Below are 21,094 nucleotides of genomic sequence, written 5' to 3'. Positions count from 1 at the left end.
GCCGGCCGGCCGCCGCGCCGGGCGGTGCCCCGTGGCGGGCGCGGGGCCCGAAAGGGTAGGACCGTGGTCATGAACAACACCGCGCCCCAGCCGCTCCCCCTGGACGGGATCACCGTCGTCGCCGTCGAACAGGCCGTCTCCGCCCCGTTCGCCACCCGGCAGCTCGCCGACCTGGGGGCCAGGGTGATCAAGGTGGAACGGCCGGACGGCGGTGACTTCGCGCGGGCCTACGACACCGCCGTGCACGGACTCGCCTCGCACTTCGTGTGGGCCAACCGCGGCAAGGAGTCGATCGCGCTCGACCTCAAGGACGAGCGCGGCCTGAACATCCTCCGCAGCCTTCTCGCTGATGCCGACGCCTTCGTGCAGAACCTCGCCCAGGGCGCGGCGGCCCGGCTCGGTCTGGACGCGGCCTCGCTCTGCGCCCGCCACCCCCGGCTCGTCGCCGTCGACGTCTCCGGCTACGGGCCCGACGGCCCCTACGCGCACAAGCGGGCGTACGACATGCTCGTGCAGTGCGAGGCCGGGCTCGTGTCGGTCACCGGAACGCCCGAGCAGCCCGTCAAGGCGGGGATCCCGGCCGCCGACATCGCCGCGGCGATGTACGCCTTCTCCGGGGTGCTCGCGGCGCTGCTGCGGCGCGGCACCACCGGCCGCGGCGGCCCGGTCGAGGTCTCGATGTTCGACGCGCTCGCCGAATGGATGGGCCATCCGCTGTACTTCGGGATGTACGGGGGCCGCCCGCCCGCGCGTACGGGGGTGGCGCACGCCGTCATCGCCCCGTACGACGCCTATCCGACGGCGGACGGACCGCTGGTGCTGCTGTCGGTGCAGAACGACCGCGAGTGGGCCCGCCTGGCGCAACAGGTGCTGGAGCGGCCGGAATTGGCGGAGCATCCGGACTTCGCGACCAATGTGGCCCGCACCCGCAACCGGTCGGGGACGGACGCGGCCGTCGGGGAGGCACTGGCCCGGCTGACGGCCCAGGAGGCGATCGGACGGCTGGAACGGGCGGGCATCGCCTGCGCCCGGCTGAACGGGGTGGCGGAACTGGCCGGGCATCCGCAGCTCGCCGCCCGGAACCGGTGGCAGGAGACGGGATCACCGGCGGGGCCGCTGAAGACGCTGGTGCCGCCGATCACCCTGCCCGGGGGTGAGGATCCGCGAGAGGGTGGCGTGCCGGGCCTCGGGGAGCACACCGACGCGCTGCTGCGCGCCCTGGGGATGACGGACGCTCAGGTCAGCGCGCTGCGCCGGGACGGTGTGGTCGCCTGAGGGCCTCGGGGCGACCACCGCGGGACCCAGGCCGACGGGTACGGCTGCCGGCGGCCTGGGTGGGGAGCGAAGAGCGTCAGTGGTTGCCGAACAGCGAGCGGCGCAGCCGGCGCAGCGGCGCGAACAGCTTCACCCGCGCACTCCGGCTCGTCCGGGAGCGCTGCACGTCGTGCGACGCTATCTCGCGCATCAGCAGCGTGGCTTCCTCCGCCTCGCGCTGCGGCACGGCAGGGCCGGACAGCACGGCGAGATGGCGGTCGAGACGCGTACTGGACGCGCTGCTTCCGCATTTGATCGCAGGTACGCGGGCCCTGCTGTGCATTGCTATCTGTTCCATGAGACTCCCCACCCAAACGAGGGCACCCGGCCCGGGCAGATTAACCCTACCGTCCCGTCACGTCACCCGCGCATCCACGGCGCACGGATTCACCTTCCCGGCAAGGGTGTTGACGCTTCAGGACCGAACCGCCGTACGGGAACGACCAGTTCGGCGCGGACCCGATCATGCACGGTCGAGCGGGGCCCTGCCCTTGTGAGAGAGGGCCCCGCTCCGGGGCACCGTCACGAGGACGGGCGCACGCGGCGGCTCAGCGGCGCAGCGGCCCCTCGCAGCTGAAGGCGGAACTGCCGGCCTTCCCTGTGTCCCAGATCTCAACGGGCCCGAAGGAGCAGTTCATGTCCTCGAAGTTGGTTGCCGATGGTCTGGTGCGGTCGAGGATGAAGTGGTCCACGGTTTCGGACATGTCCGTGAAGACCTGACTCGGATCGCCCGAGTCGGAGAGGTTGGCGGTGATCCGGCCCGTACAGGTGAAGCGGGGCTTGTCCGCGCCGCTGTCGTCCTTGCAGACGGGGGTGTTCGCGGTCGCGGCGGCGAAGGCCGTCCGGACCTCGTCGGGGCGGGCGAAGCGCAGCGCGTCGTTCGGGATGAAACGGGTGTCCGGGACGAAGAGGTCGTCGACCTTGGGGATGTGCTCGTCGAGGAAGGCGTCGTAGCCCTGCTGCAGGGCGGCGTCCCGGCCGAGACGGTCGCGCCAGGCGTCGAAGGCCGTGGGGTCGTCCGCGCGCAGGTGGCGGTACATCTCCTGGAGCAGCGAGGGGTGTTCGCGCCAGACGAACTCGTAGAACGTGCCGGCGTAGGCGTAGAAGCGGAAGCCGTCCCCGTCGTAGGTGGCGTGCAGGAGCTGGTCGACCGTCATGCGCGGGCCGCCGTCCGCGGTGTCCTCGATGATGCTGCGCACCAGGGACTTGCGGACGGCTATGCCGTCTTCGCGGGTGGAGCCGTCGAAGAACTCGGCGGTGCCCTCGTCCATCGCGGTGGTGCGGTCGCCGGTGTACCAGGGCCCCTCGCCGAAGTAGCCGGGTACGGCGAAACGGCCGTTGAGGTAGTGCACGTACTCGTGGCGGAACAGCTCCTCCAGGGTGAGGCTGGAGTCCTGGGGCACGCGCCGCTGATAGGTGTAGAAGGTCGCGCCGCGCTCGATGTACATGCCGCCGTTCTCGGTGCTCAGCCCGGTGAGCAGCGGCTGGTAGATCTCGTAGTCCTTGCGGGAGGCGTACAGCACGATGGTGAGGGTGGTGTTGGTGTCGCCGGCCAGCGGCTCCTGGCTGCCGACGACGCGGTGGAACTGCGCCTTGACCTGCTTGCTCGCGTAGTAGAGCTGGTCGACGGTGGCCCGGTCGAGGGCGGTGCGGACCTTGATGGCGCCGTTGTCGTAGACGTAGGTGTGCGGGAAGATCCGCTTCTCGATGTCCTCCTTGCACACGCTGTACGGCTTGCAGGCCTCGAAGAAGATGAGCCAGGAGACGACCTTCCCCCACGGCTCGCTGCCCTCGCCGAAGTTCCGCTTCGCCGCGGCCAGGAGGGGGCCGAGGTCGCGGACGACACCGTCCTTCAGCGCCTCGACCTGGCCGAAGCGGCCGTACTCGCCCAGCGCGTCGCGCACCACCCAGGCGTTGTCGGTGCCCTTGAGGTGGGTGTAGCCGGCGAACGCCTTGAAGGCGCCGCGGTACGAGGCGTCGCCCGCGACGGCGGTGTGGAAGGCCGTGTCGTTGTTGCCCGGGTAGACGCCCAGGTAGTTGACGGAGAGCCCGGCCAGAGCGGCGCCGGCCCACGCCGGGTCCCGGTTGGTGTCGGTGTGGTAGCTGTCCATGGTGGCCAGCACCTTTTTGATCAGGGCGAGTTGGTGCTGGCGCAGCCCGGGCGAGCTGGCGGCGTAGAGCGCCTCGCGCAGGGTGTCGGCGTTGGTGCGCGTCACGTCGAAGGTCCGGGCGGCGGTCCCGAATGCCTGCACCGCCTTGCGCATCGCGTCGACGGTTGGCGGGTCCGTGACGTCGATCTCGTCGCGTGAGAAGTCGTGGTAGGCCACCGCGTGGAGATAGGTGAACATCTCGTACAGGTGGCTGCCGTTCTTCCCGTTGTGGGCCGGGGCGAGCGTGGAGATGCGGCGTGCGACGGCCTGGACGTGGGCGTCGGACATGACGGGCGCGAGCCGCGCGTCCCAGGTCCAGATGAGGTCGCGGAGACAGCCGTCGGCGGTGACGGCGGGATCGGCGAGGAAGTCGGCGAGCTGTTCGGGGCCGAGCCCGGTGATGCCGTCGAGGGTGCAGGGCGCGACGGCCGACGCGGCGTGTGCGGCGCCCTTGGGTGTCTTCGGTGTCCGCGGGCCGGGGATGCGGCCCTTCTCGGTGATGCCGCTGGGGGCGGGGGCTGAACGGGCGCTGGTTCCGGGGGCCTTGGCGAGGCGTTCGACTTCGTCGAACCGGTTGGCGCCGGGGGCTCCGGTGTCAGGGGCTCCCGTCCGTCCGCCGGCATCGCCGGGTGCGGTCCGCGACGGTTCCTGAGGGCCGGTCCGCGGGCGAGCCTGCGGGGTGACGGCCTGTGAGGTCTGGGCGACCGGGAGGAGGAAGCCGGTCGTCAGTGCGGTGACAAGGGTCGTGGCCAGCAGGATTCTGCGTGGCATACGCGAGTGCGACACCTGAATCTCCAGGGAGGTGTGGGGAGTTGACGGGGCATTGCTGGGCTCTCCGCCCCGAGGTGTGGCACGTAACATAGTAATGTGAAATTGCACTGACAAGGCTTCAGGCAGCACTCGGTACGAACTGCCGTACGTCTGGGGCGAGTTACGGTCGGTCGGATGCGCAAGTGAGCGAAGGGGTCCCCCGGCAGCACGTGCACGTGAGCCGCACGGTCAGCTCGCAGGAGGAGCCGCACCGGGTGGGGCAGAGCGGTGACGGCTGCCCTCGGCCCGGAGTCAGGTTCCGGTGCCCGGTGTCACCGCGCCTTCTGCGGCTCAACTCCCGTCGGACATCGCGGCGTTCGGTATCACCCCCGGGCCCCCGCCCACAGGGGCCTGGATCACCCCCGCAGCATCTCCGTGAAGCCGTCCCGCCACGACGCGTGCTGCGGCTTCCAGTCGAGGTCCTGCTTCGCTTTCGCGTTGGATGCGCCGCGCGCCTCGGTCGCCAGCGCGGTGCCGAACTTGCCGGCCAGCAGGACGCCCAGCAGGCGCGGGACGCGCATCGGTGGCTTCGCCCCCAGCAGCTGGGCCAGGAACGGGATCCACTCGGATGTCCTGGCAGGGTCGTCGTCCACGATGTTGTAGATGCCCGGGGCGCCGTGATCGACGGCCGCCACGGTGGCGCGGGCCGCGTCCGCGATATGGATCAGCGACCAGATCCCGCCCCCGTCGCCGATCACCGGGAACTGCCGCTTGCGGACCATCTCGACCTGCACGCCTCCGGGCCCGAGCGAGGTGCCGGGGCCGTAGAAGCCGCCGTACCGCAGCACGACGCCCTCGATTCCGGGAGCCGAGGTCACGGCCTCCTCCAGATGCCGGATCGCGGCCACCGTCTGCTCGCTGCCCGGTACCGGTGTCGGGTCGATCGGGTCCTCCTCCGTCTTGATCGGACCTCCGGTGCGGGCGTAGACGACTCCCGCGAAGCTCTGCGCGATGACGCGCCGTACCCCGGCCGCCGTCGCCGCGGCCAGGATGTTGCCGGTGCCCTCCGTACGCAGCCGGTTGGTGAGCGCGAAGGACTGGTCGAGCTTGCGGAGGTCCAGATTCCCGGCCAGTGCGGTGGCCTCGTGGATGATCACCTCGGGCCGGACCCGGTCCACCGCCTCCCGCACCGCGTCCGCGTCCAGTACGTCCAGCACGAGCGGTTCCGCCCCGGCCTCGCGCAGCCCGGCGGTCTTCGCCTCGGCAGTGGTGGTGCCGACGACCGTGTGGCCTGCTTCGACGAGCTGGGGTACGAGCTGCACGCCGATGGCGCCCGTGGCGCCGGTGACAAGAACCTTCATGGTGGCCTCCTTCCGCGTACCGGCGTCCGCGTCCCCGCTTCCGCCGTGCGCGCGCTGCGCTTCTGCCCCTGCGACGGACACCGACGTCGCCGATGTGACATCGCCACGGGACGTCCCGGGTTTCGAGTGCCCAGGCGGGGCCCGACCCCGACACCTCGTCCCCTTCGATTCGGTCGGCGCAGGTCAGCGGCTACGGGTCGGCGATCTTCGCCGTCGCGGGGTGCGGCCACCGCGTCCAGGAGTGACCGCAGCGGCACGCTGCGTGAGCCAGCGGGACGGGGCGGTGTCGCGGCGTTCGTACGGTGTCAGCGGGCGGTCGCGGGCGCGCCCAACCGCAGCCGCGGGCGAGGCTCCACGGGTTCGTCGCGGGCCCGCGCCCAGAGCGAGCGGACATGCCCGAGGTGGCGCGCCATGCACGCCTCGGCTCCTTCGGCGTCGCCGTCCAGCATGAGGTCGAGCAGTTCGAGGTGTTCCTCGGCCGACGGCAGCAACTCGTCCCGCTCGTCGAGGCGGTTGAGACCGTAGAGACGGGAGCGCTTGCGCAGATCGCCGACGACGTCGACGAGCCGGTGGTTGCCGGTCAGCCCCAGCAGGCCGAGATGGAACCGCCGATCGGCCTCCAGATAGCCGATGAGGTCGTGCTTGCGCGCGGCGTCGACGATCTCCTGGGCGACGGGCCTGAGTTCCTCGAGCTGCTCGCGGGTCGCGGTCCCGGCCACCCGGCCGGCCATCGGCACCTCGATCAGGGCACGGATCTCCGTGTACTGGTCCAGGTCCCGCTCGCTCACCTCGGTGATACGGAAACCCTTGTTCCGCACCGGCTCGACCAGGCCCTCGCGGGCGAGATCGAGCATCGCCTCGCGCACCGGGGTGGCGGAGACGCCGAAGTCGGCGGCGAGGCCGGGGGCCGAGTACACGGTTCCGGGCCGGAGTTCGCCCGCGATGAGGGCGGCGCGCAGGGCATGGGCGACCTGGTCGCGGAGCCGCTCCTGAGCGGTGATCGGGTTGCGCTGCTGCAGGGCGTCCATCGCGGTCCTCCGATGCTCTGCGGAGCCCCCAGCGTACAATGTGACGTTTCCCCGGCGGCCCCGAACTCCCCTGTGACCAGGGCGAGGAGACCCCGGCGGACGGGGCCTCCTCGCGATGCTCCGGAGGTGGGGCAGGGCGGTGGTCCGGGGGGGGCGCTCGACCCGATCGCGCACCCGCCGTACACACGAGCCGTGGAACCGTACGAACCGCAGGTGCCGTACGCGTGTGCGGCCGGTCAGGCCGCCGACGCGAACACGGGCAGGTAACCGCCGGACTGTCCCGCGGCCTTGGGGTGGTAGGAGTTCTCGATGGGCCAGGTCACGCTGTGGATCCAGGAGTCGCTGGAGCAGATCTCGTGACCGCCGAAGGTGGTGGTCACATCGCCGAAGGTGAAGCCGTGGTCGGCGGCGCGCTTGGCGGTCGTGGCGTTGATGTCGTCGGACGCGGCGTTGAGCGCGGACCGCTCCTTCTCGCTGAGCCCGGCGATGCAGGAGCCGCCCAGTTTGTAGAGGCGGGGGTAACCGAGGACGACGACATGGGCGTTGGGGGCCCGGCTCGCGATGGCCGTGTAGACCTGGTCGAGCTTGCCCGGCAGTGTTGTGGCGACGTAGGAGCGCGCCTCCTGCACGCGCTGCAGGCAGGTGCTCTCGGAACTGAGGACGCAGGTGGTCATGACGTCGACGAAGCCCGCGTCGTTCCCGCCGATGGAGAGGGAGACCAGGCCGGTGGAGGAGTTGAGGGGGCCGAGCTGACCGGCGAGAACATCACCCGTACGGGCCCCCGAGCACGCGGTGAAACTGAACGACGCGGGTGAATGGGCGGCGGCCCAGAGCGCGGGGTACGCCTTGGTGCTGCGCTTGCAGTTGCCGCTCCCGGAGTCGTAGCTCCCGGCTCCGACGCCGGAGGAGTAGGAGTCGCCCAGGGCCACGTAGTGGGGCGCGGCGGTCTGTTGGGCCGCATGAGAGGCGCCCGCCCCGGTCAGGGCGAGCGCTGCGGTGAGAAGGGTTGCGGACATCACTGCCGCAATGCGGGACAGTTTCATGGAACCTCCCTTAGCAGGACCTCTGCCACATCTGTCGTAGCAGCGGCCGGGCAGTGCCGGAAGTGTTCATGTCAAAACTGACGATGAGCCCCTATATGTGACACGCGAACCTTGACGTGCATATGACATCACGTCAGAACTCTTGTTCCTTCGAGGGAGAGCGTGGACTCTTCAGAAAGGCCCCAGCACGCACCCACGTTCGGGCCTCTCGCGCACGAACTCCCCGTGCGCTCCCCCCACATGCGCGCACGCACCACAGCGCGCCACCCATGAGGAGGAACCCCCGCAATGGCAGCGATGCGTACCACCTCGGGCAGGATCACCACAGCGATCACCGTGGCGGCGGCAGCCACGCTTCTCGGCGGACTCACCGCACTTCCCGCCGGCGCCGCACCCGCGGACGGCACGGTCGTCGGCGCCGGCGCCTCCGACGCCGTCAAGGGCAGCTACATCGTCACGCTGAAGCCGGGCAGCGGCCTCAAGTCCGCGTCCGCGGAAGGCAAGAAGCTGGTGGCCGCCTACGGCGGCACGGTCCAGCGCACCTACCGCGCCGCGCTCAACGGCTACGCGGTCAGCCTCGACGCGGCCGAGGCGCGGCGGCTCGCCGCCGATCCGGCGGTGGCGAAGGTCTACCAGGACAGGAGAGTCAGTATCGACGCGACCCAGGACAACCCGCCGTCCTGGGGCCTCGACCGTATCGACCAGGCGGCTCTGCCGCTCGACCAGAAGTACACCTATCCCGACAGCGCGGGCAGCGGCACCACGGTCTACGTCATCGACACCGGCGTCCGCATCAGCCACTCCGACTTCGGCGGGCGGGCCGCGGACGGCTACGACGCGGTGGACAACGACAACACCGCGCAGGACGGGCACGGCCACGGCACGCACGTCGCCTCCACGGCGGCGGGCACCGCGCACGGTGTGGCGAAGAGCGCGAAGGTCGTGGCGGTACGCGTGCTCAACGACCAGGGCTCGGGCACCACGGCGGGCGTCGTCGCGGGCATCGACTGGGTGACGCAGAACCACAGCGGACCGTCGGTGGCCAACATGTCGCTCGGCGGCGGCGCCGACGAGGCCCTGGACACGGCCGTCAAGAACTCCATCGCCAGTGGTGTCACCTACGCGGTGGCGGCGGGGAATTCGAGCGCCGACGCCGACAGCTTCTCCCCCGCGCGGGTTCCCGAGGCGATCACGGTCGGCTCGACGACCAACGCGGACGGGCGCTCGTACTTCTCCAACACCGGTGCGCGCCTGGACATCTTCGCCCCGGGCTCGGACATCACCGGTGCGTGGAACTCCACGGACGACGCCACCAACACCATCTCGGGTACGTCGATGGCCAGTCCGCACGTCGCGGGCGCGGCGGCGGTCTACCTCGCGGGGCACACGAGCGCGACGCCCGCCGAGGTCGCCCAGGCCCTGAGCGACGGGGCCACCCCCGATGTCGTGACCGACCCGGGCAGCGGCTCGCCCAACAAGCTGCTGAAGATCGTGGAGTGATCTTCGGGCGGACCGCGCGCACGACCGTGTGACGCGTGACGTCCGACCCCGCCGTGGACCGGCGATCGACGGTCCACGGCGGGTTCCCGTACGGACGTTGGCTGTTCGCGTACGGACGTCGACCGTTCCCGTACGGACGTGGCCGTTCCCGTACGGACGTTGGCCGTTCCCGTACGGACGCGCGCGACGGGCTCGCCCGCGGGTGCGCCAGATGCGCCTGAGCACGCACCCGGCTCGACTGCATCGCAGCCCAACGGCCCGGCTCAGCCGATCGGTTCGGCCATGGGCACCACCGCGTAGGCGAGCCCGATCGTGTCGCCCGTCGCCGGGTCGCCCAGCTCCACCCGCCAGCCGTCCCCGAACTGGTCGACGCCTTCGGCCATCGGGATCGTGCCGGAGATCAGCACCGTGCCGGGGACCAGATCGCCCCGCTCGACGAGCAGGTCGACCCAGTAGTCCGGCGGCAGCAGTTCACCCGCGGTCCCGTTCTGGATCTCCCGCTCCTCGCCCCCGTGCACCACCCACGCGCGGAGCGTGAACGCGTCGAGGCGCGTCCGTACGTCCTCCAGCCGCCAGGCCCGGGTGGACAGCACGTCCGGCCCGGCGTTCTTGCTCCACGCGACACCGTGGACCTCCAGGTCGCGGTCCGTGTGGTCGCAGGCCGCGGTGAGCAGCAGTTCGCCGTCCTCCGCGACGATCAGCGCCCACTCGGCCTCGCCCGAGGTACGGCCGTGCTGGACGCCGACCCAACCCGTCTGCTGAGCGAGGTACGGCGACACGGGGTAGAGAGCCGGAGTGGTCGACGGGGCCGGGACCCCGAGTGCGGCCAGCTCCTCCACATGCGCCGCGACGTCCTCCTGGCTGCGCCCCGCGTAGCCCGCGTTCAGCACCTGCACCACGTCCACGCTCCGGGTCGAGCCGTCGGGCAGTTCAAAGATCAGTGTGTTCATCGGCCCTCCAGACCACGGACACCGGTCGGCGTTACGTCCATTTTTCTTCGTATTCGCCGGTTCTCTCAGCGTCGAAATTCCCGCGCGGGGGATTGCGCATACGACTGGTATACAGCAAGTATGCCAATAGTTGAACGCGCCCCGGACAGGGATGGGAACCATGCACAGCTCAGCCCCCCGGCCGCAGAAGTCCCCCGGCGGCCGGACCGCGGACCAGTCCGCTCCTCACCCCCGCGCGGCCCGCCGCGCCTTCTTCGCGAGCCTCACCGGAACATCGCTGGAGTGGTACGACTTCGCGGTCTACTCGGCCGCCGCGGCCCTGGTCTTCGGCGACCTCTTCTTCCCCTCGAGCGACCCGCTCACGGGCACGCTCCTGGCGTTCTCCACCTATGCGGTCGGCTATGTGTCACGACCGCTCGGCGGGTTCGTCTTCGGCCGCCTCGGCGACGTGATCGGCCGCAAGCGGGTGCTGATCTCCACCCTCGTCCTGATCGGCATCGCGACGCTCCTCATCGGCCTGCTCCCGACGTACGCCACGGTGGGCGTCGCCGCCCCCATCGGCCTCGTGCTCCTGCGCTTCGCCCAGGGCGTCGGCGTCGGCGGCGAGTGGGGCGGGGCCGTGCTGCTCTCCAGCGAGTTCGCCGACCTGCACCGCCGCGGCTTCTACGCCTCGGCCGCCCAGGTCGGACCGCCCGCGGGCAATCTCCTCGCCAACGGCGTCCTCGCGGCGCTCGGCGCCCTGCTCACCGAGGACCAGTTCCTCTCCTGGGGCTGGCGCGTGGCGTTCCTGCTCTCCGGCCTCCTGGTGGTCTTCGGCCTCTGGATCCGCGTGAAGCTGGAGGAGACCCCGGTGTTCAAGGCGATCGAGGCGACCCAGGACCGGCCGCAGGCGCCGATCCGCGACGTCTTCGTCACCCAGCCGAGGGCGCTGAGCGCGGCGATCCTCAGCCGTGTGGCACCCGACGTGCTGTACGCGATGTTCACGGTGTTCGTCCTCACCTACGCCACCGGCGAGCTGGGCATGTCCCGCGCGTCCGCGCTCAGCGCCGTCCTCATCGGTTCCGCGCTGCAGATCGTCCTCATCCCGCTGGCCGGAGCGCTGTCCGACCGGGTCAACCGGCGCCTGGTGTACGGCTGTTCCGCCGTCGCCGCCGCCGTCTGGCCGTTCCTGTTCTTCGCGGTCGTCGACGGCAGCAGCTGGCTGCTGCTCACCCTCGGCGTGGTCGGGGCCCTCGCGATCCACTCGCTGATGTACGGGCCCCAGGCCGCCTTCATCGCCGAGCAGTTCACGCCCCGGCTCCGCTACACCGGCTCCTCGCTCGCCTACACCCTGGCGGGCCTGATCGGCGGCGCGGTCGCCCCCGTATTGTTCACCGCACTGCTCGGCGCGTACGACTCCTGGGTTCCGCTCGCGGTCTACATCGCCGTCACGGCGGTGCTCACCGTCGTCGGGATCCGCCTGGGCCGCGACGGCGATCCGACCGAGGACGAGGAACTGGAGCGCGAGGCCGGGCAGCGGCATGCGGCCGAGGTCACGTGGTAGGGGGCGGGCCGTTGACCCGGGCCCAGTGGTGCACCGGTGGTACCCGGCGCCGACCCCCCGGCGACCATGTGTCGCGCCGGACCCGTACCCGTACGTCGTCCCGACAGCCGTGAACGGCACGTGAGCAGAAAGGCGGAAGCGTGATGCGCATCGCGCTCAGTCAGATCACCGCGGATCCGCGCCCCGAGCGCAACCTCGTGACGGTGCGCGAGGAAGCGCACCTGGCCGCGGAGTCCGGTGCCCGTCTCGTGGTCTTCCCCGAGGCGACAATGGCCTGCTTCGGGGTGCCGCTGGGACCGGTGGCCGAACCGCTCGACGGCCCCTGGGCGAACGAGGTCCGGGCCATCGCGAAGGAGACCGGGATCGTCGTGGTGGCGGGGATGTTCACCCCCTCCCCCGACGGCCGGGTGACCAACACCCTGCTGGCCACCGGCCCCGGAGTGGAAGCGTCCTACGACAAGATCCACCTCTACGACGCCTTCGGCTTCGCCGAGTCGGACACCGTGGCGCCGGGGACCGAGGTGGTGACCATCGATGTCGAGGGCGTCCGGATCGGGCTGGCCACCTGCTACGACGTCCGCTTCCCCGAACTCTTCCGGGCGCACGCGGACGCCGGGGCGCTGCTGTCGCTGCTCCCCGCCTCGTGGGGCGCGGGACCGGGCAAGCGGGAGCAGTGGGAACTCCTGGTCCGCGCACGGGCGTTGGACGCCACACTCTGGGTCGCGGCGGTGGACCAGGCCGAACCGGTACCCACCGGGGAGGAGGGCGGGTCGCGGAAGACCGCACCGACCGGGATCGGATACAGCACGGTCGCCGGCCCGGACGGCACGGTGCGCGGACAACTGGAGTCCGGCCCTGGGCTACTGATCGCCGATGTGGACACGGACGAGGTCGCAGCGGTCCGCCGCAAGGTCTCGGTCCTCGCCAACAGGCGACTGGACCGACCGTAGGGCGGGTGGGGAGCCGTTCCATGGGCCGAACGCGGCGCCCGTTCGGCTCCCCCTGTTACGCCTCTGCGCGCATCAGCAGATGCCCCCGCCGGAACCGTTCCTCGCCCTGCGGCTCGCGCAGCATCCGCCCCACTTCGGCGAACCCGGCGTCGCCCGCCAGCCGCGCGAGGTCGTCGATCGGCCACCGGTAGGCCGTCGTCACCTTGTGGTCGAACGCCGTGACCGGCTCACCCTCCGACTCGAAGAATCCGACCAGCAGGGCGCCGCCGGGGGCGAGGACCCGCCGGAACTCGGCGAAGTACGAGGGCAGGTCCCGCGGCGGCGCGTGGATCACCGAGTACCAGGACACGATGCCGCTCAGCGCGCCGTCGGCCAGGTCGAGGGCGTCCATGGAACCCACCTCGAACCGCACGTCCGGGTACGCCTCGCGCGCCAGATCGATCATCACCGGCGACAGGTCCACGCCGAAGACCTCCAGCCCGAGGTCCCGCAGATGCGCGGTCACCCACCCGGGTCCGCAACCCAGCTCGGCAACGGGTCCGGCAGCGGCGGCCGTTCCGGAACCAGCGGCCGTTCCGGAACCGGTGGCCGGTCCGGCATCGGTCCCCCGTACCAGCTCGGCGAACGCAGCGAGCACGGCACGGTCAAGCGGAAGCCCGTCGAGCGCGTCGCGGACCAATGCGGCGTAGAGGACGGCGACGGCGTCGTAGGCATCGGCTGTCTCCCGGAGATGCGCGGAAGTCCCGGTCACCGGTGAGGAATCCGATCCCATGGCGTCGGTCGTCGTCATGGCGGGAAACCCTAGCCCGCGAGCAGGACGCGGAGCGTGCTGTCGAGGTGGCCGGTGATGGCGGTGCGCGCCGCCTCGGCGTCTCCGGCGACCAACGCGTCGAGGATCGCCCGGTGTTCGGCCAGCACCGCCTCCTGCCGCCCCGGCTGGTTGTGGAGCGCGGCGACACCGACGCGGATCTGACGGCTGCGCAGCCCGTCGTAGTGCCGGTCGAGGAGAGCGTTGCCCACGCTGGCGACCAGGGTGGCGTGGAAGAGATGGTCGGCCGCGATGAACTCCCGCCCCTGCCCGGGGCCGGTGAGCGCGCTCTGGCGTTCCAGGATCTCGGTGAGGGCCCGGGCGGGCACGTCGCCGCTGCCGATCACATGCTCCGCCGCGTAGCGCTCGACCATGCCGCGCAGCTCCATCAGCTCGGTGATCTCCCGGCCGGAGAGCGGGGCGATGTGGGCGCCGCGCTTGGGCACGAGCTGGATGAGGTCCTCCGCCGCGAGCAGCAGCAGCGCTTCGCGGATCGGGGTGCGGGAGACGCCGATCCGGTCGGCGATCTCCTGCTCGGTGAGGAACCGGCCCTGCATCTCCGGGTCGGCCAGCACGACCTCTTTGAGGTACGTGTACGCCTTCTCACGGCCGGACTGCACGGGAACCCCCAGTTATCGCATACAGCTCGTATACGAAAGCTACCACGGGTGGCGGTCGGTTCCTCGGGGGAACTGCGGGGCAGACGCCGGGAAACCTGGATGCGTAGGGCCGTTTCGTGCCGGATCATGAGCGGCATGTGTGCCGACCGGCCGTACCTCGACGACAGGAGGAAGATCCTGCCCGCTCCCGACAGCACCCCGGACCGTGCTTCCGAGACTCCGCACGCCCTCCAGGCCCTGCCCGACAGTGTTCTCCCCGACGGCGTTCTCCCGGACGGTGACCTCACCGACGGTGTTCTTCCCGACGGCGCTCTTCCCGGCAGTGGTCTCCGCGGGGGCGCCTTCACGGACGGCGCGGTCGCCGAGGTGGACGTCACCGACGGCGTGGTCGCCGAGGGAGACGTCACCGACGGCGCGGTCGCCGAGGGCGCGGACCCGCACGCGGACCGGGCGGACGGCCCGCCCAACGGCGGCGCCCCCGCCCCGCGGGGTGCAGCCGCTGCCCCCGACGGCCTGCCGCTCCGGCTGACGATGGACGACAGCGACTCGCCGTCGGATGTCGTGGACGCGCTGTTCCTGGGCCGGTTCGCGACCGGCGAGCAGCCCTGGTCCCGCAGCTCCTCCATCGACCGCGTGAAGCCGGGCCTGACACTGGTGCCCCCGGGTGCCAGGGTGCTGCGTTCGGCGCGCGACGACGACCGCAGCGCGCTCCTCGCGGAGGGCGACGGCTGGACGGTCCTGGTGTCGCGATGGAACCGCGGTGCGGACGTGACGGTCACGGCGGTCGACGAGGAACTGGCCGAGAAGGTGCTGCACCGCTGCGTCGACGACGCCGAGGACGAGCCGGAGCCGCAGCCGGAGAACGTGACGATGGGCTTCTGGTACGTGTCGCCGCGGCGCGGCCCGCACCGTACGACCCGTCAGATCTCCGCGGGGACGTGGGACGAGATCCGGCCCAACTACACGGCCCCGGTGGCCGAGGCGATGGGCCGGCTGATGGAGGTCACACCGGACGACATCGCGGGCCGGCTGCTCCTGCTGCACGGCCCGCCCGGCACGGGCAAGACCTCGGCGCTCAGGACGCTGGCGCGGTCGTGGCGCGAGTGGTGCCAGGTCGACTGCGTACTCGACCCGGAGCGGCTGTTCAGCGACGTCGGCTATCTGATGGACATCGCGATCGGCGAGGACGACGGCTCCTCGAAGGGACGCTGGCGGCTGCTGCTGCTCGAGGACTGCGACGAACTGATCCGCGGCGAGGCCAAGCACACGGCGGGGCAGGCCCTTTCACGGCTGCTCAACCTCACGGACGGCCTGCTGGGCCAGGGGCGCAACGTCCTCGTGGGCGTCACCACCAACGAGGACCTGGAGCGGCTCCACCCCGCCGTCGTGCGTCCCGGCCGCTGTCTCGCGCGGATCGAGGTGGGTCGGCTGACCCGGCGCGAGGCGGTCGACTGGCTCGGCGAGGACGACGACGGCAAGGAGTCGATCGGGCGCGACGGCGCGACGCTGGCGGAGCTGTTCGCACTGCGCCGCGGCACCGGCCCGGCGTCGGTCCCGCACCAGCCCGCGGACCAGGACGCCGGGCTGTACCTCTAGTCGACACGCACCGGCCGTCGCGGCACGCGTCACGTACGAGGTCGTCCGGCGCACGTCAGGTACGGGCCCGCGCGGAGCAGCAGCGCGGGGTCGGCGGCGCCCGTGGCCTCCAGGCGCCAGGTCGCCACACGGAGCGGGTCGGCCACGGCGCGCGTCATGAGCCGTACGTGGCGCGGAGCGCCTCGTCGACCGCCGCTCGCGCGGAGGCGTGGTCGAGGCCCAGGCGCCGGGCGCGCTGGGCGTAGGCCGAGGCTGCCGCGGCGGCCTCGCGCTCGGCCGCCTCCCCGGCCGGGGCGATGAACGTCCCGTTCCGGCCACGCGTCTCGATGACTCCGTCCGACTCCAGCGCGCGGTACGCCTTGGCGACGGTGTTGGCCGCGAGACCGAGTTGCTCGGCCAGCCCGCGCACCGTCGGAAGCCGGTAGCCGACCGGGAGCTCCCCCGAGCGCGCCTGGTCCGCGATCTGGGCCCGGACCTGCTCGTACGGTGCGTCGGCTGCGTCACTGACGACGGTGACCTTCAGGCTCACGGGGGCTCCTCGGGACGGGTCCGGACCGGGCAGGCCGTAACGGCGGTGCTGCCCTCCGGCTTCGGGTCGAGCTGATCATGTGCGGTGCGCTTTGTCGCACCCATTGTCTGGGACGGCGGGAGTGCGAGCGCGCCGGGGCACACGAAAAGGCGAAGTCCGTCACTGGATCGGCGACACGAGCGCCGGAGGCTCCCCTATCGCTCCGTGGCCGGAATGCGAGGGGTGTCCCGGGGCGGTGCGGTGGTCCGGAGTGACGCACCGGCTTCCGGAGGTTCGGTGGCTTGAGGAGGTTCCGTGGCCCGCAGCGGTGTGGCGCGGTCCGGGAGGCGCGGGTCGTAGGCGATCGAGTCGCCGGGGCGGTGCCAGTGCAGGACGAAGCGGTCGCCCGCCCGGTACGCGTCGAGCCCGGCCCTGCAGTACGCGACCATGTCGTCCGGCAGTGCGTCCAGCGGGAACCAGTCGAGCTGCGAGCACTTGTCGGGCTCGCGGTTGACCGGCTCGCCGCCCGCTCCGTACCGCGCCTCGAAGAACCAGCCCATACGGGGCTGCGCGCTGTCCGCCGGAGCGCGGTGCTGCATCACCAGCGCGACTCTCAAGTCGCCAGGCTCCAGGTCGAGTCCGGTCTCCTCGCGCGCCTCGCGGATCATGGCCTGGACCACGTCCTCCCCGTCCTCGGCGTGGCCGGAGGGGGCATGCAACAGCCCGTCCGCGTAACCGGTGTTGGCTCTCCGCCCGAGCAGCACCTCGCCGCCGCGACGCAGGATGAGATGGACGTCGACGACTTCCCTGTGGCGGTGGGGCCTGATGGGTTCGGCGGCAGCAGCAGGGGCTGACGGAGCGTCCTGCGTGCCCGCGGAGTCCGGAGACGCGGAGTCCGGAGACGCGGAGTCCGAAGGAGCGTTGGAGTCCGAGGGACTATGTGAGTCCGAGGGAGCATGTGTGTCCGCAACGGTACGGTCCGCATGTGCTGCTGCGGGGTGCACCACCATCGCGTAGCGCTCGTCGTCCACCCGGCGCCCCCACAGGACGGGGTCGCCGGAGAGCAGCTCGGTGCTGAAGCGTGCTCCCAACCGCCCGACGAGCGCGGTGAGTTCGGTGGACCGGATGCCGACCGGCTCCGTCCTGCCCCAGAGCCCCTCGATCAGGACGAGCCGTCCTCCCGGGCGCAGCAGTCCTGCCCAGCGGTGCAGCACCGCCACCGGATCGTCCATCATCCACAGCACATGGCGCGCGAGGACGGCGTCGAACCGCCCGTCCTTCACTGGCGGTTGCGCCGCGTCACCGACGAGGACGCGCGCGCTCGTGCCCGCGAGTTTGTGCCGCGCGCGTGCGGCCATGGCGGGTGAGAAGTCGACCGCCATGACCCGGTGGCCTCTTTCGGCCGCGAGGAGGGACAGGCTGCCCGTGCCGCAGCCGAGGTCGAGGACGTCGGACGGCTCGTCCGGCAGCCAGTCGGCCAGCCGTCCGGCCCAGGCCGCGCGCACCTCCGGATCGCGCAGTCCGTGGTCCGGCTCGTCGTCGAACGCGTCGGCGGCCCCGTCCCAGTACGCGGCCGTTCCCGTCCTCATCGCCTGCAGGTCGCTGTCATCGCTCACACCGGGATCGTCGCACCCGCCACTGACAACCGGCCTGACCGGCACGGTCACGCGGCCGCACCCCGGCGGGACGGGCGCCCCCTCACACCCGCTTGCGATAGTGGATCCGGCGGTAGCGGTCGGTCTGCCCGCGCGCCGTCTCCTCGTAGCCGCGCCGTTCGTAGATCCGCTGGTTCCCGGTCATCAACACGTGGGTGTGGAGCCGCACTTCGGACAGACCGCGCTCGCGCGCGTGTGCCTCGGCGAAGTCCAGCAGGCGCCCGCCGACACCACGCCCGTGCGCCTCCGGGCGGACGGCGACGCTCTCCAGCAGCAGGTGGTCCTCCTGCGGCGCGAGCACGAGGACGCCCACGACCGGATCGCCCGTCACGAACACCCGCCCCGCGGCGATGTCGGCCTCGACGTCCGCGTCCATGGGGGCGGGGCGGACGCCGATCCGCCCGACGTACGGGTGGTATGCGGCCTCGGTGACGGACCGTACGGCGGGGGCGTCGTCCGGAGTCGCGGAACGGATGCCTTCCCCGGCGGTCCGGCCGTCGCCGACCGTCCGCCCGCCCTCCGCCGACTCCCCGTCCCCGGACACCGGACCGTCCCCGGACACCGGGCCATCCCCGGACACCGGACCGTCCCCGGCCATCAGTCCGTCTCGCCCAGCGCGCGGTGTCTCCGCCTGCGTGTGGCGAGCCGCAGCGCGGGCGGCTCGGCACGCAGAGCGGCCAGTTCGGCACCGAGTATGGCGCCGAGGTCCGTGATGAAGTCGCCCGCGCGGTCGGCCGCGTCTCCCTCGCCGCCCTCGTCCGTCTCCTCGACGACGCGGTCGACGATCCCGTGGGCGAGGAGGTCGGAGGAGCGTACGCCCTGGCGGCCCGCGACCTCGAAGGCCCGCTCGGTCGTCCGGTACAGGATCGCGGAGGCGCCCTCGGGCGGCAGCGGGGAGAGCCAGGCGTGCCGGGCGGCGATCACGCGGTCCGCGGGCAGCAGGGCCAGCGCGCCGCCGCCCGCGCCCTGGCCGAGCAGCAGGCACAGCGTCGGCGCGGGCAGCGTCACGAGGTCGGCGAGGCAGCGGGCGATCTCCCCGGCCAGTCCGCCCTCTTCGGCCTCGCGGGAGAGGGCGGCACCCGCCGTGTCGACGACGGTGAGCAGCGGCAGGTCCAGCTCGGCGGCGATCCGCATGCCGCGCCGTGCCTCGCGCAGTCCGGCGGGCCCGAGCGGCGGCGCCGCCTCGCCGCGCCGGTCGTGGCCGAGGACCACGCAGGGCGTGCCGCCGATACGGGCGAGGGCGAGCAGCAGCCCGGGGTCGTGCTCGCCCGCGCCGGTGCCGCTGAGCGGTGTGACGTCGCGGCCCGCGACCTTCAGCAACGCCCGTACGCCCGGCCGGCTCCCCCGCCGCGACCGGCGGATGGACTCGCCCGCGGACGGTGCCGGGGAGTCGGAGGGCGGCGCCATGCCGTTCCCGCCGGACGGGGTGCCCGCGTCGTCGCCGGCGAGGACGCCGAGGGCCCGGGCGGCGGTCCCGGCGAGCTGATCGGCCGGAAGGACCGCGTCCACCAGGCCGTTGGCCATCAGGTTCTCGGCGGTCTGGACGCCCGGCGGGAACTCCTCGCCGTACAGGGCCTCGTGGACCCGCGGGCCCAGGAAGCCGATGAGCGCGGCGGGTTCGGCCGCCGTGACGTGGCCGAGCGACCCCCAGGAGGCGAGGACGCCGCCGGTGGTCGGGTGCCGGAGGTAGACCAGGTACGGGAGCCCCGCCGCCTTGTGATCGGTGATCGCCGCGGTGACCTTCACCATCTGGACGAACGCCACCGTGCCCTCCTGCATGCGCGTGCCGCCGGAGGCGGGCGCGGCGAGGATGGGGAGGCGTTCGGCGGTGGCGCGCTCCACGGCCCGGACGAGCCGTTCGCCGGCGTCGATCCCGATGGACCCGGCCAGGAAGCCGAACTCGCAGGCGACGACCGCGACCCGGCGTCCGCGGATCCGGCCCTCGCCGGTGATGACGGACTCGTCGAGACCGGTGCGCTCGCGGGCGCGCTCGAGGTCGGACCGGTAGTCCGGATCCTCGGTGGTGATCTCCACGGGACGGTCCCAGCTCTGCCAGGTGCCGGGGTCGACGACGGCCTCGATGAGCCGCAGCGCGGCGGACGAGGTACGGGGGCGGGCTCCGCTCATGGAGGACACCTTCCCACGTCGCCGGCCGGCCTCTCTCCGCGCTCCTCCCCTCCGGGCCTTTCGCGTCCCTTCTTTCCTTCGACGGCTCATTCGACCTTTTCCTTCGGCCGTTTTCTTCGCGTTCCTTCGACGGTTCCTCGGCGGTCCCTTCAACGGTTTCTTCGACGCCGTGACGTGGTGCGGCGGCCCGCCGAACGGGACGACTACGGATATCTGACAACTTCCTGACATCTTCCGGCGATTCTCGTCCGTGCACCTCAGTTCTTGTCTCCTCCCCCGATATGCAGAAGGAAAGCAACGCCGCATGAAAAGGAAACCGTTCATACGTCTCGGGTGCGTGGCCGGCGCCCTCTCACTCGTCACCGTCGCCGTGCCCGCCGCGCAGGCGGAGCCTCCGGCGCCCGGAGCGCCCGAGGTCACCGAGCAGGACGTGATGCCGCACGTCGCGGCCCTGCAGAAGATCGCCGACCGCAACGGCGGAAACCGCGCCCACGGAACCCGGGGCTTCCGCGCGTCCCTGGACTACGTCAAGGCGGCCCTGGACAAGGCGGGTTTCATCACCCGCATCCAGAAATTCACCCACCAGGGCGCCAAGGGCTACAACCTCGTCGCGGACTGGCCGGGCGGCGACAAGAACCATGTCGTCTTCTCCGGCGCCCACCTCGACAGCACCGAGAACAGCCCCGGCATCAACGACAACGGTTCGGGCTCCGCTGCCGTGCTCGCCACCGCCCTCAAGGTCGCCGAAGCGGATCTCAGGCCCGACCGCCATCTGCGCTTCGCCTGGTGGGGCGCCGAGGAGCTGGGCCTGATCGGCTCCCGGCACTACGTGGACAAGCTCTCCGCCGCCGATCGCAAGAAGATCGACCTGTATCTCAACCTCGACCAGGCCGGCAGCAAGAACCCGGACCAGTGGCTCGTCGTCCACGACGCACCGGAGGCGACCGAGGCGTTCGAGTCGCACTTCGCCTCCCGCGGACTGCCGACCTTCGACATCGGCGTCGGTGGCTCGGACCACGAGTCGTTCGGCAACGCCGGCATTCCGACGGGCGGATTCAGCTCCGGCATCTCGGACTGCATTCACGAGGCGTGCGACGACATCGACAACGTGAGCCCGGCCAGCGAGGCCATCAGTACCACCGCGATGCTCGACGTGACCTGGAAACTCGCCACCACCAAGGCCCGTTGATG

The 21,094-nt window shown here is 71.7% G+C and carries 18 protein-coding genes and 1 pseudogene; 6 read left to right on the top strand and 13 right to left on the bottom strand.

Annotated elements, in window-relative coordinates:
• Window positions 1-69: 69 nt before the first annotated feature.
• On the top strand, window positions 70-1,275 hold the full coding sequence (locus ABZ822_RS11525) for a CaiB/BaiF CoA-transferase family protein (RefSeq protein WP_360850667.1): 1,206 nt from the start codon (window positions 70-72) through the stop codon (window positions 1,273-1,275).
• Between the two features lie 76 nt (window positions 1,276-1,351).
• On the opposite strand, the gene ABZ822_RS11520 is transcribed toward ABZ822_RS11525, so the two are convergent.
• The 5 genes from ABZ822_RS11520 to ABZ822_RS11500 form a co-directional block, all read right to left on the bottom strand.
• Window positions 1,352-1,612, bottom strand: coding sequence for a hypothetical protein (locus ABZ822_RS11520; protein WP_360850664.1), 261 nt, complete (start codon window positions 1,610-1,612; stop codon window positions 1,352-1,354).
• Window positions 1,613-1,862: 250 nt separating this feature from the next.
• Complete coding sequence (locus ABZ822_RS11515; protein WP_360850661.1) at window positions 1,863-4,235, bottom strand: collagenase; 2,373 nt, start codon at window positions 4,233-4,235, stop codon at window positions 1,863-1,865.
• 395 nt (window positions 4,236-4,630) lie between these two features.
• The gene (locus ABZ822_RS11510) at window positions 4,631-5,575 is read right to left on the bottom strand and encodes an NAD(P)-dependent oxidoreductase (RefSeq protein WP_360850658.1); all 945 of its coding nucleotides are present in this window, start codon (window positions 5,573-5,575) and stop codon (window positions 4,631-4,633) included.
• A gap of 305 nt (window positions 5,576-5,880) precedes the next feature.
• The gene (locus ABZ822_RS11505) at window positions 5,881-6,603 is read right to left on the bottom strand and encodes a GntR family transcriptional regulator (RefSeq protein WP_360850656.1); all 723 of its coding nucleotides are present in this window, start codon (window positions 6,601-6,603) and stop codon (window positions 5,881-5,883) included.
• A gap of 236 nt (window positions 6,604-6,839) precedes the next feature.
• Window positions 6,840-7,646, bottom strand: a complete 807-nt coding sequence (locus tag ABZ822_RS11500) for an SGNH/GDSL hydrolase family protein (RefSeq protein WP_360850653.1) — start codon at window positions 7,644-7,646, stop codon at window positions 6,840-6,842.
• A 288-nt stretch (window positions 7,647-7,934) separates the two neighbouring features.
• On the opposite strand from ABZ822_RS11500, the gene ABZ822_RS11495 reads away from it, so the two are divergent.
• The gene (locus tag ABZ822_RS11495; RefSeq protein ID WP_360850650.1) at window positions 7,935-9,146 is read left to right on the top strand and encodes a S8 family peptidase; all 1,212 of its coding nucleotides are present in this window, start codon (window positions 7,935-7,937) and stop codon (window positions 9,144-9,146) included.
• Window positions 9,147-9,409: 263 nt separating this feature from the next.
• Here ABZ822_RS11495 and ABZ822_RS11490 read toward each other — a convergent pair whose 3' ends face one another.
• Window positions 9,410-10,096, bottom strand: a complete 687-nt coding sequence (locus tag ABZ822_RS11490) for a DUF2848 domain-containing protein (RefSeq protein WP_360850647.1) — start codon at window positions 10,094-10,096, stop codon at window positions 9,410-9,412.
• A 160-nt stretch (window positions 10,097-10,256) separates the two neighbouring features.
• Here ABZ822_RS11490 and ABZ822_RS11485 point away from each other — a divergent pair, with 160 nt between their 5' ends.
• The gene (locus tag ABZ822_RS11485) at window positions 10,257-11,639 is read left to right on the top strand and encodes an MFS transporter (RefSeq protein ID WP_360850644.1); all 1,383 of its coding nucleotides are present in this window, start codon (window positions 10,257-10,259) and stop codon (window positions 11,637-11,639) included.
• A gap of 143 nt (window positions 11,640-11,782) precedes the next feature.
• Window positions 11,783-12,589, top strand: coding sequence for a carbon-nitrogen hydrolase family protein (locus ABZ822_RS11480; RefSeq protein WP_360850641.1), 807 nt, complete (start codon window positions 11,783-11,785; stop codon window positions 12,587-12,589).
• Between the two features lie 55 nt (window positions 12,590-12,644).
• On the opposite strand, the gene ABZ822_RS11475 is transcribed toward ABZ822_RS11480, so the two are convergent.
• Both ABZ822_RS11475 and ABZ822_RS11470 read right to left on the bottom strand, forming a co-directional pair.
• On the bottom strand, window positions 12,645-13,340 hold the full coding sequence (locus ABZ822_RS11475; protein ID WP_360851412.1) for a class I SAM-dependent methyltransferase: 696 nt from the start codon (window positions 13,338-13,340) through the stop codon (window positions 12,645-12,647).
• Window positions 13,341-13,390: 50 nt separating this feature from the next.
• Window positions 13,391-14,017, bottom strand: a complete 627-nt coding sequence (locus tag ABZ822_RS11470) for a GntR family transcriptional regulator (RefSeq protein WP_360850638.1) — start codon at window positions 14,015-14,017, stop codon at window positions 13,391-13,393.
• A gap of 507 nt (window positions 14,018-14,524) precedes the next feature.
• On the opposite strand from ABZ822_RS11470, the pseudogene ABZ822_RS11465 reads away from it, so the two are divergent.
• Window positions 14,525-15,613: pseudogene (locus ABZ822_RS11465) on the top strand (DUF5925 domain-containing protein); the annotation flags it as partial.
• Window positions 15,614-15,642: 29 nt separating this feature from the next.
• Here the strand turns inward: ABZ822_RS11465 and ABZ822_RS11460 are convergent.
• The 5 genes from ABZ822_RS11460 to ABZ822_RS11440 form a co-directional block, all read right to left on the bottom strand.
• Entirely contained in the window at window positions 15,643-15,771 is a 129-nt protein-coding gene (locus ABZ822_RS11460; RefSeq protein WP_360850636.1) for a hypothetical protein, read from the bottom strand.
• Window positions 15,768-16,142, bottom strand: coding sequence for a GntR family transcriptional regulator (locus ABZ822_RS11455; protein WP_360850633.1), 375 nt, complete (start codon window positions 16,140-16,142; stop codon window positions 15,768-15,770). Before ABZ822_RS11455 ends, ABZ822_RS11460 begins: the two co-directional genes overlap by 4 nt.
• Window positions 16,143-16,336: 194 nt before the next feature.
• Window positions 16,337-17,737 carry a methyltransferase domain-containing protein gene (locus ABZ822_RS11450; RefSeq protein ID WP_360850630.1) on the bottom strand — a complete coding sequence of 467 codons (1,401 nt, stop codon included), beginning with the start codon at window positions 17,735-17,737 and terminating at the stop codon, window positions 16,337-16,339.
• Between the two features lie 82 nt (window positions 17,738-17,819).
• A complete protein-coding gene (locus ABZ822_RS11445) occupies window positions 17,820-18,251 on the bottom strand; it encodes a GNAT family N-acetyltransferase (protein WP_360851410.1) in 432 nt (143 codons plus the stop codon).
• Between the two features lie 122 nt (window positions 18,252-18,373).
• The gene (locus ABZ822_RS11440) at window positions 18,374-19,903 is read right to left on the bottom strand and encodes a carboxyl transferase domain-containing protein (protein ID WP_360850627.1); all 1,530 of its coding nucleotides are present in this window, start codon (window positions 19,901-19,903) and stop codon (window positions 18,374-18,376) included.
• 304 nt (window positions 19,904-20,207) lie between these two features.
• On the opposite strand from ABZ822_RS11440, the gene ABZ822_RS11435 reads away from it, so the two are divergent.
• Window positions 20,208-21,092, top strand: coding sequence for a M28 family peptidase (locus ABZ822_RS11435; RefSeq protein ID WP_360850624.1), 885 nt, complete (start codon window positions 20,208-20,210; stop codon window positions 21,090-21,092).
• The last annotated feature ends 2 nt before the right edge of the window (window positions 21,093-21,094 follow it).

Source organism: Streptomyces sp. NPDC047108, from assembly GCF_040643575.1.
Taxonomy (GTDB): Bacteria; Actinomycetota; Actinomycetes; order Streptomycetales; family Streptomycetaceae; genus Streptomyces.
Note: the sequence above shows the minus strand (reverse complement) of the source record. Positions and strands in the feature narration are given on the sequence as shown.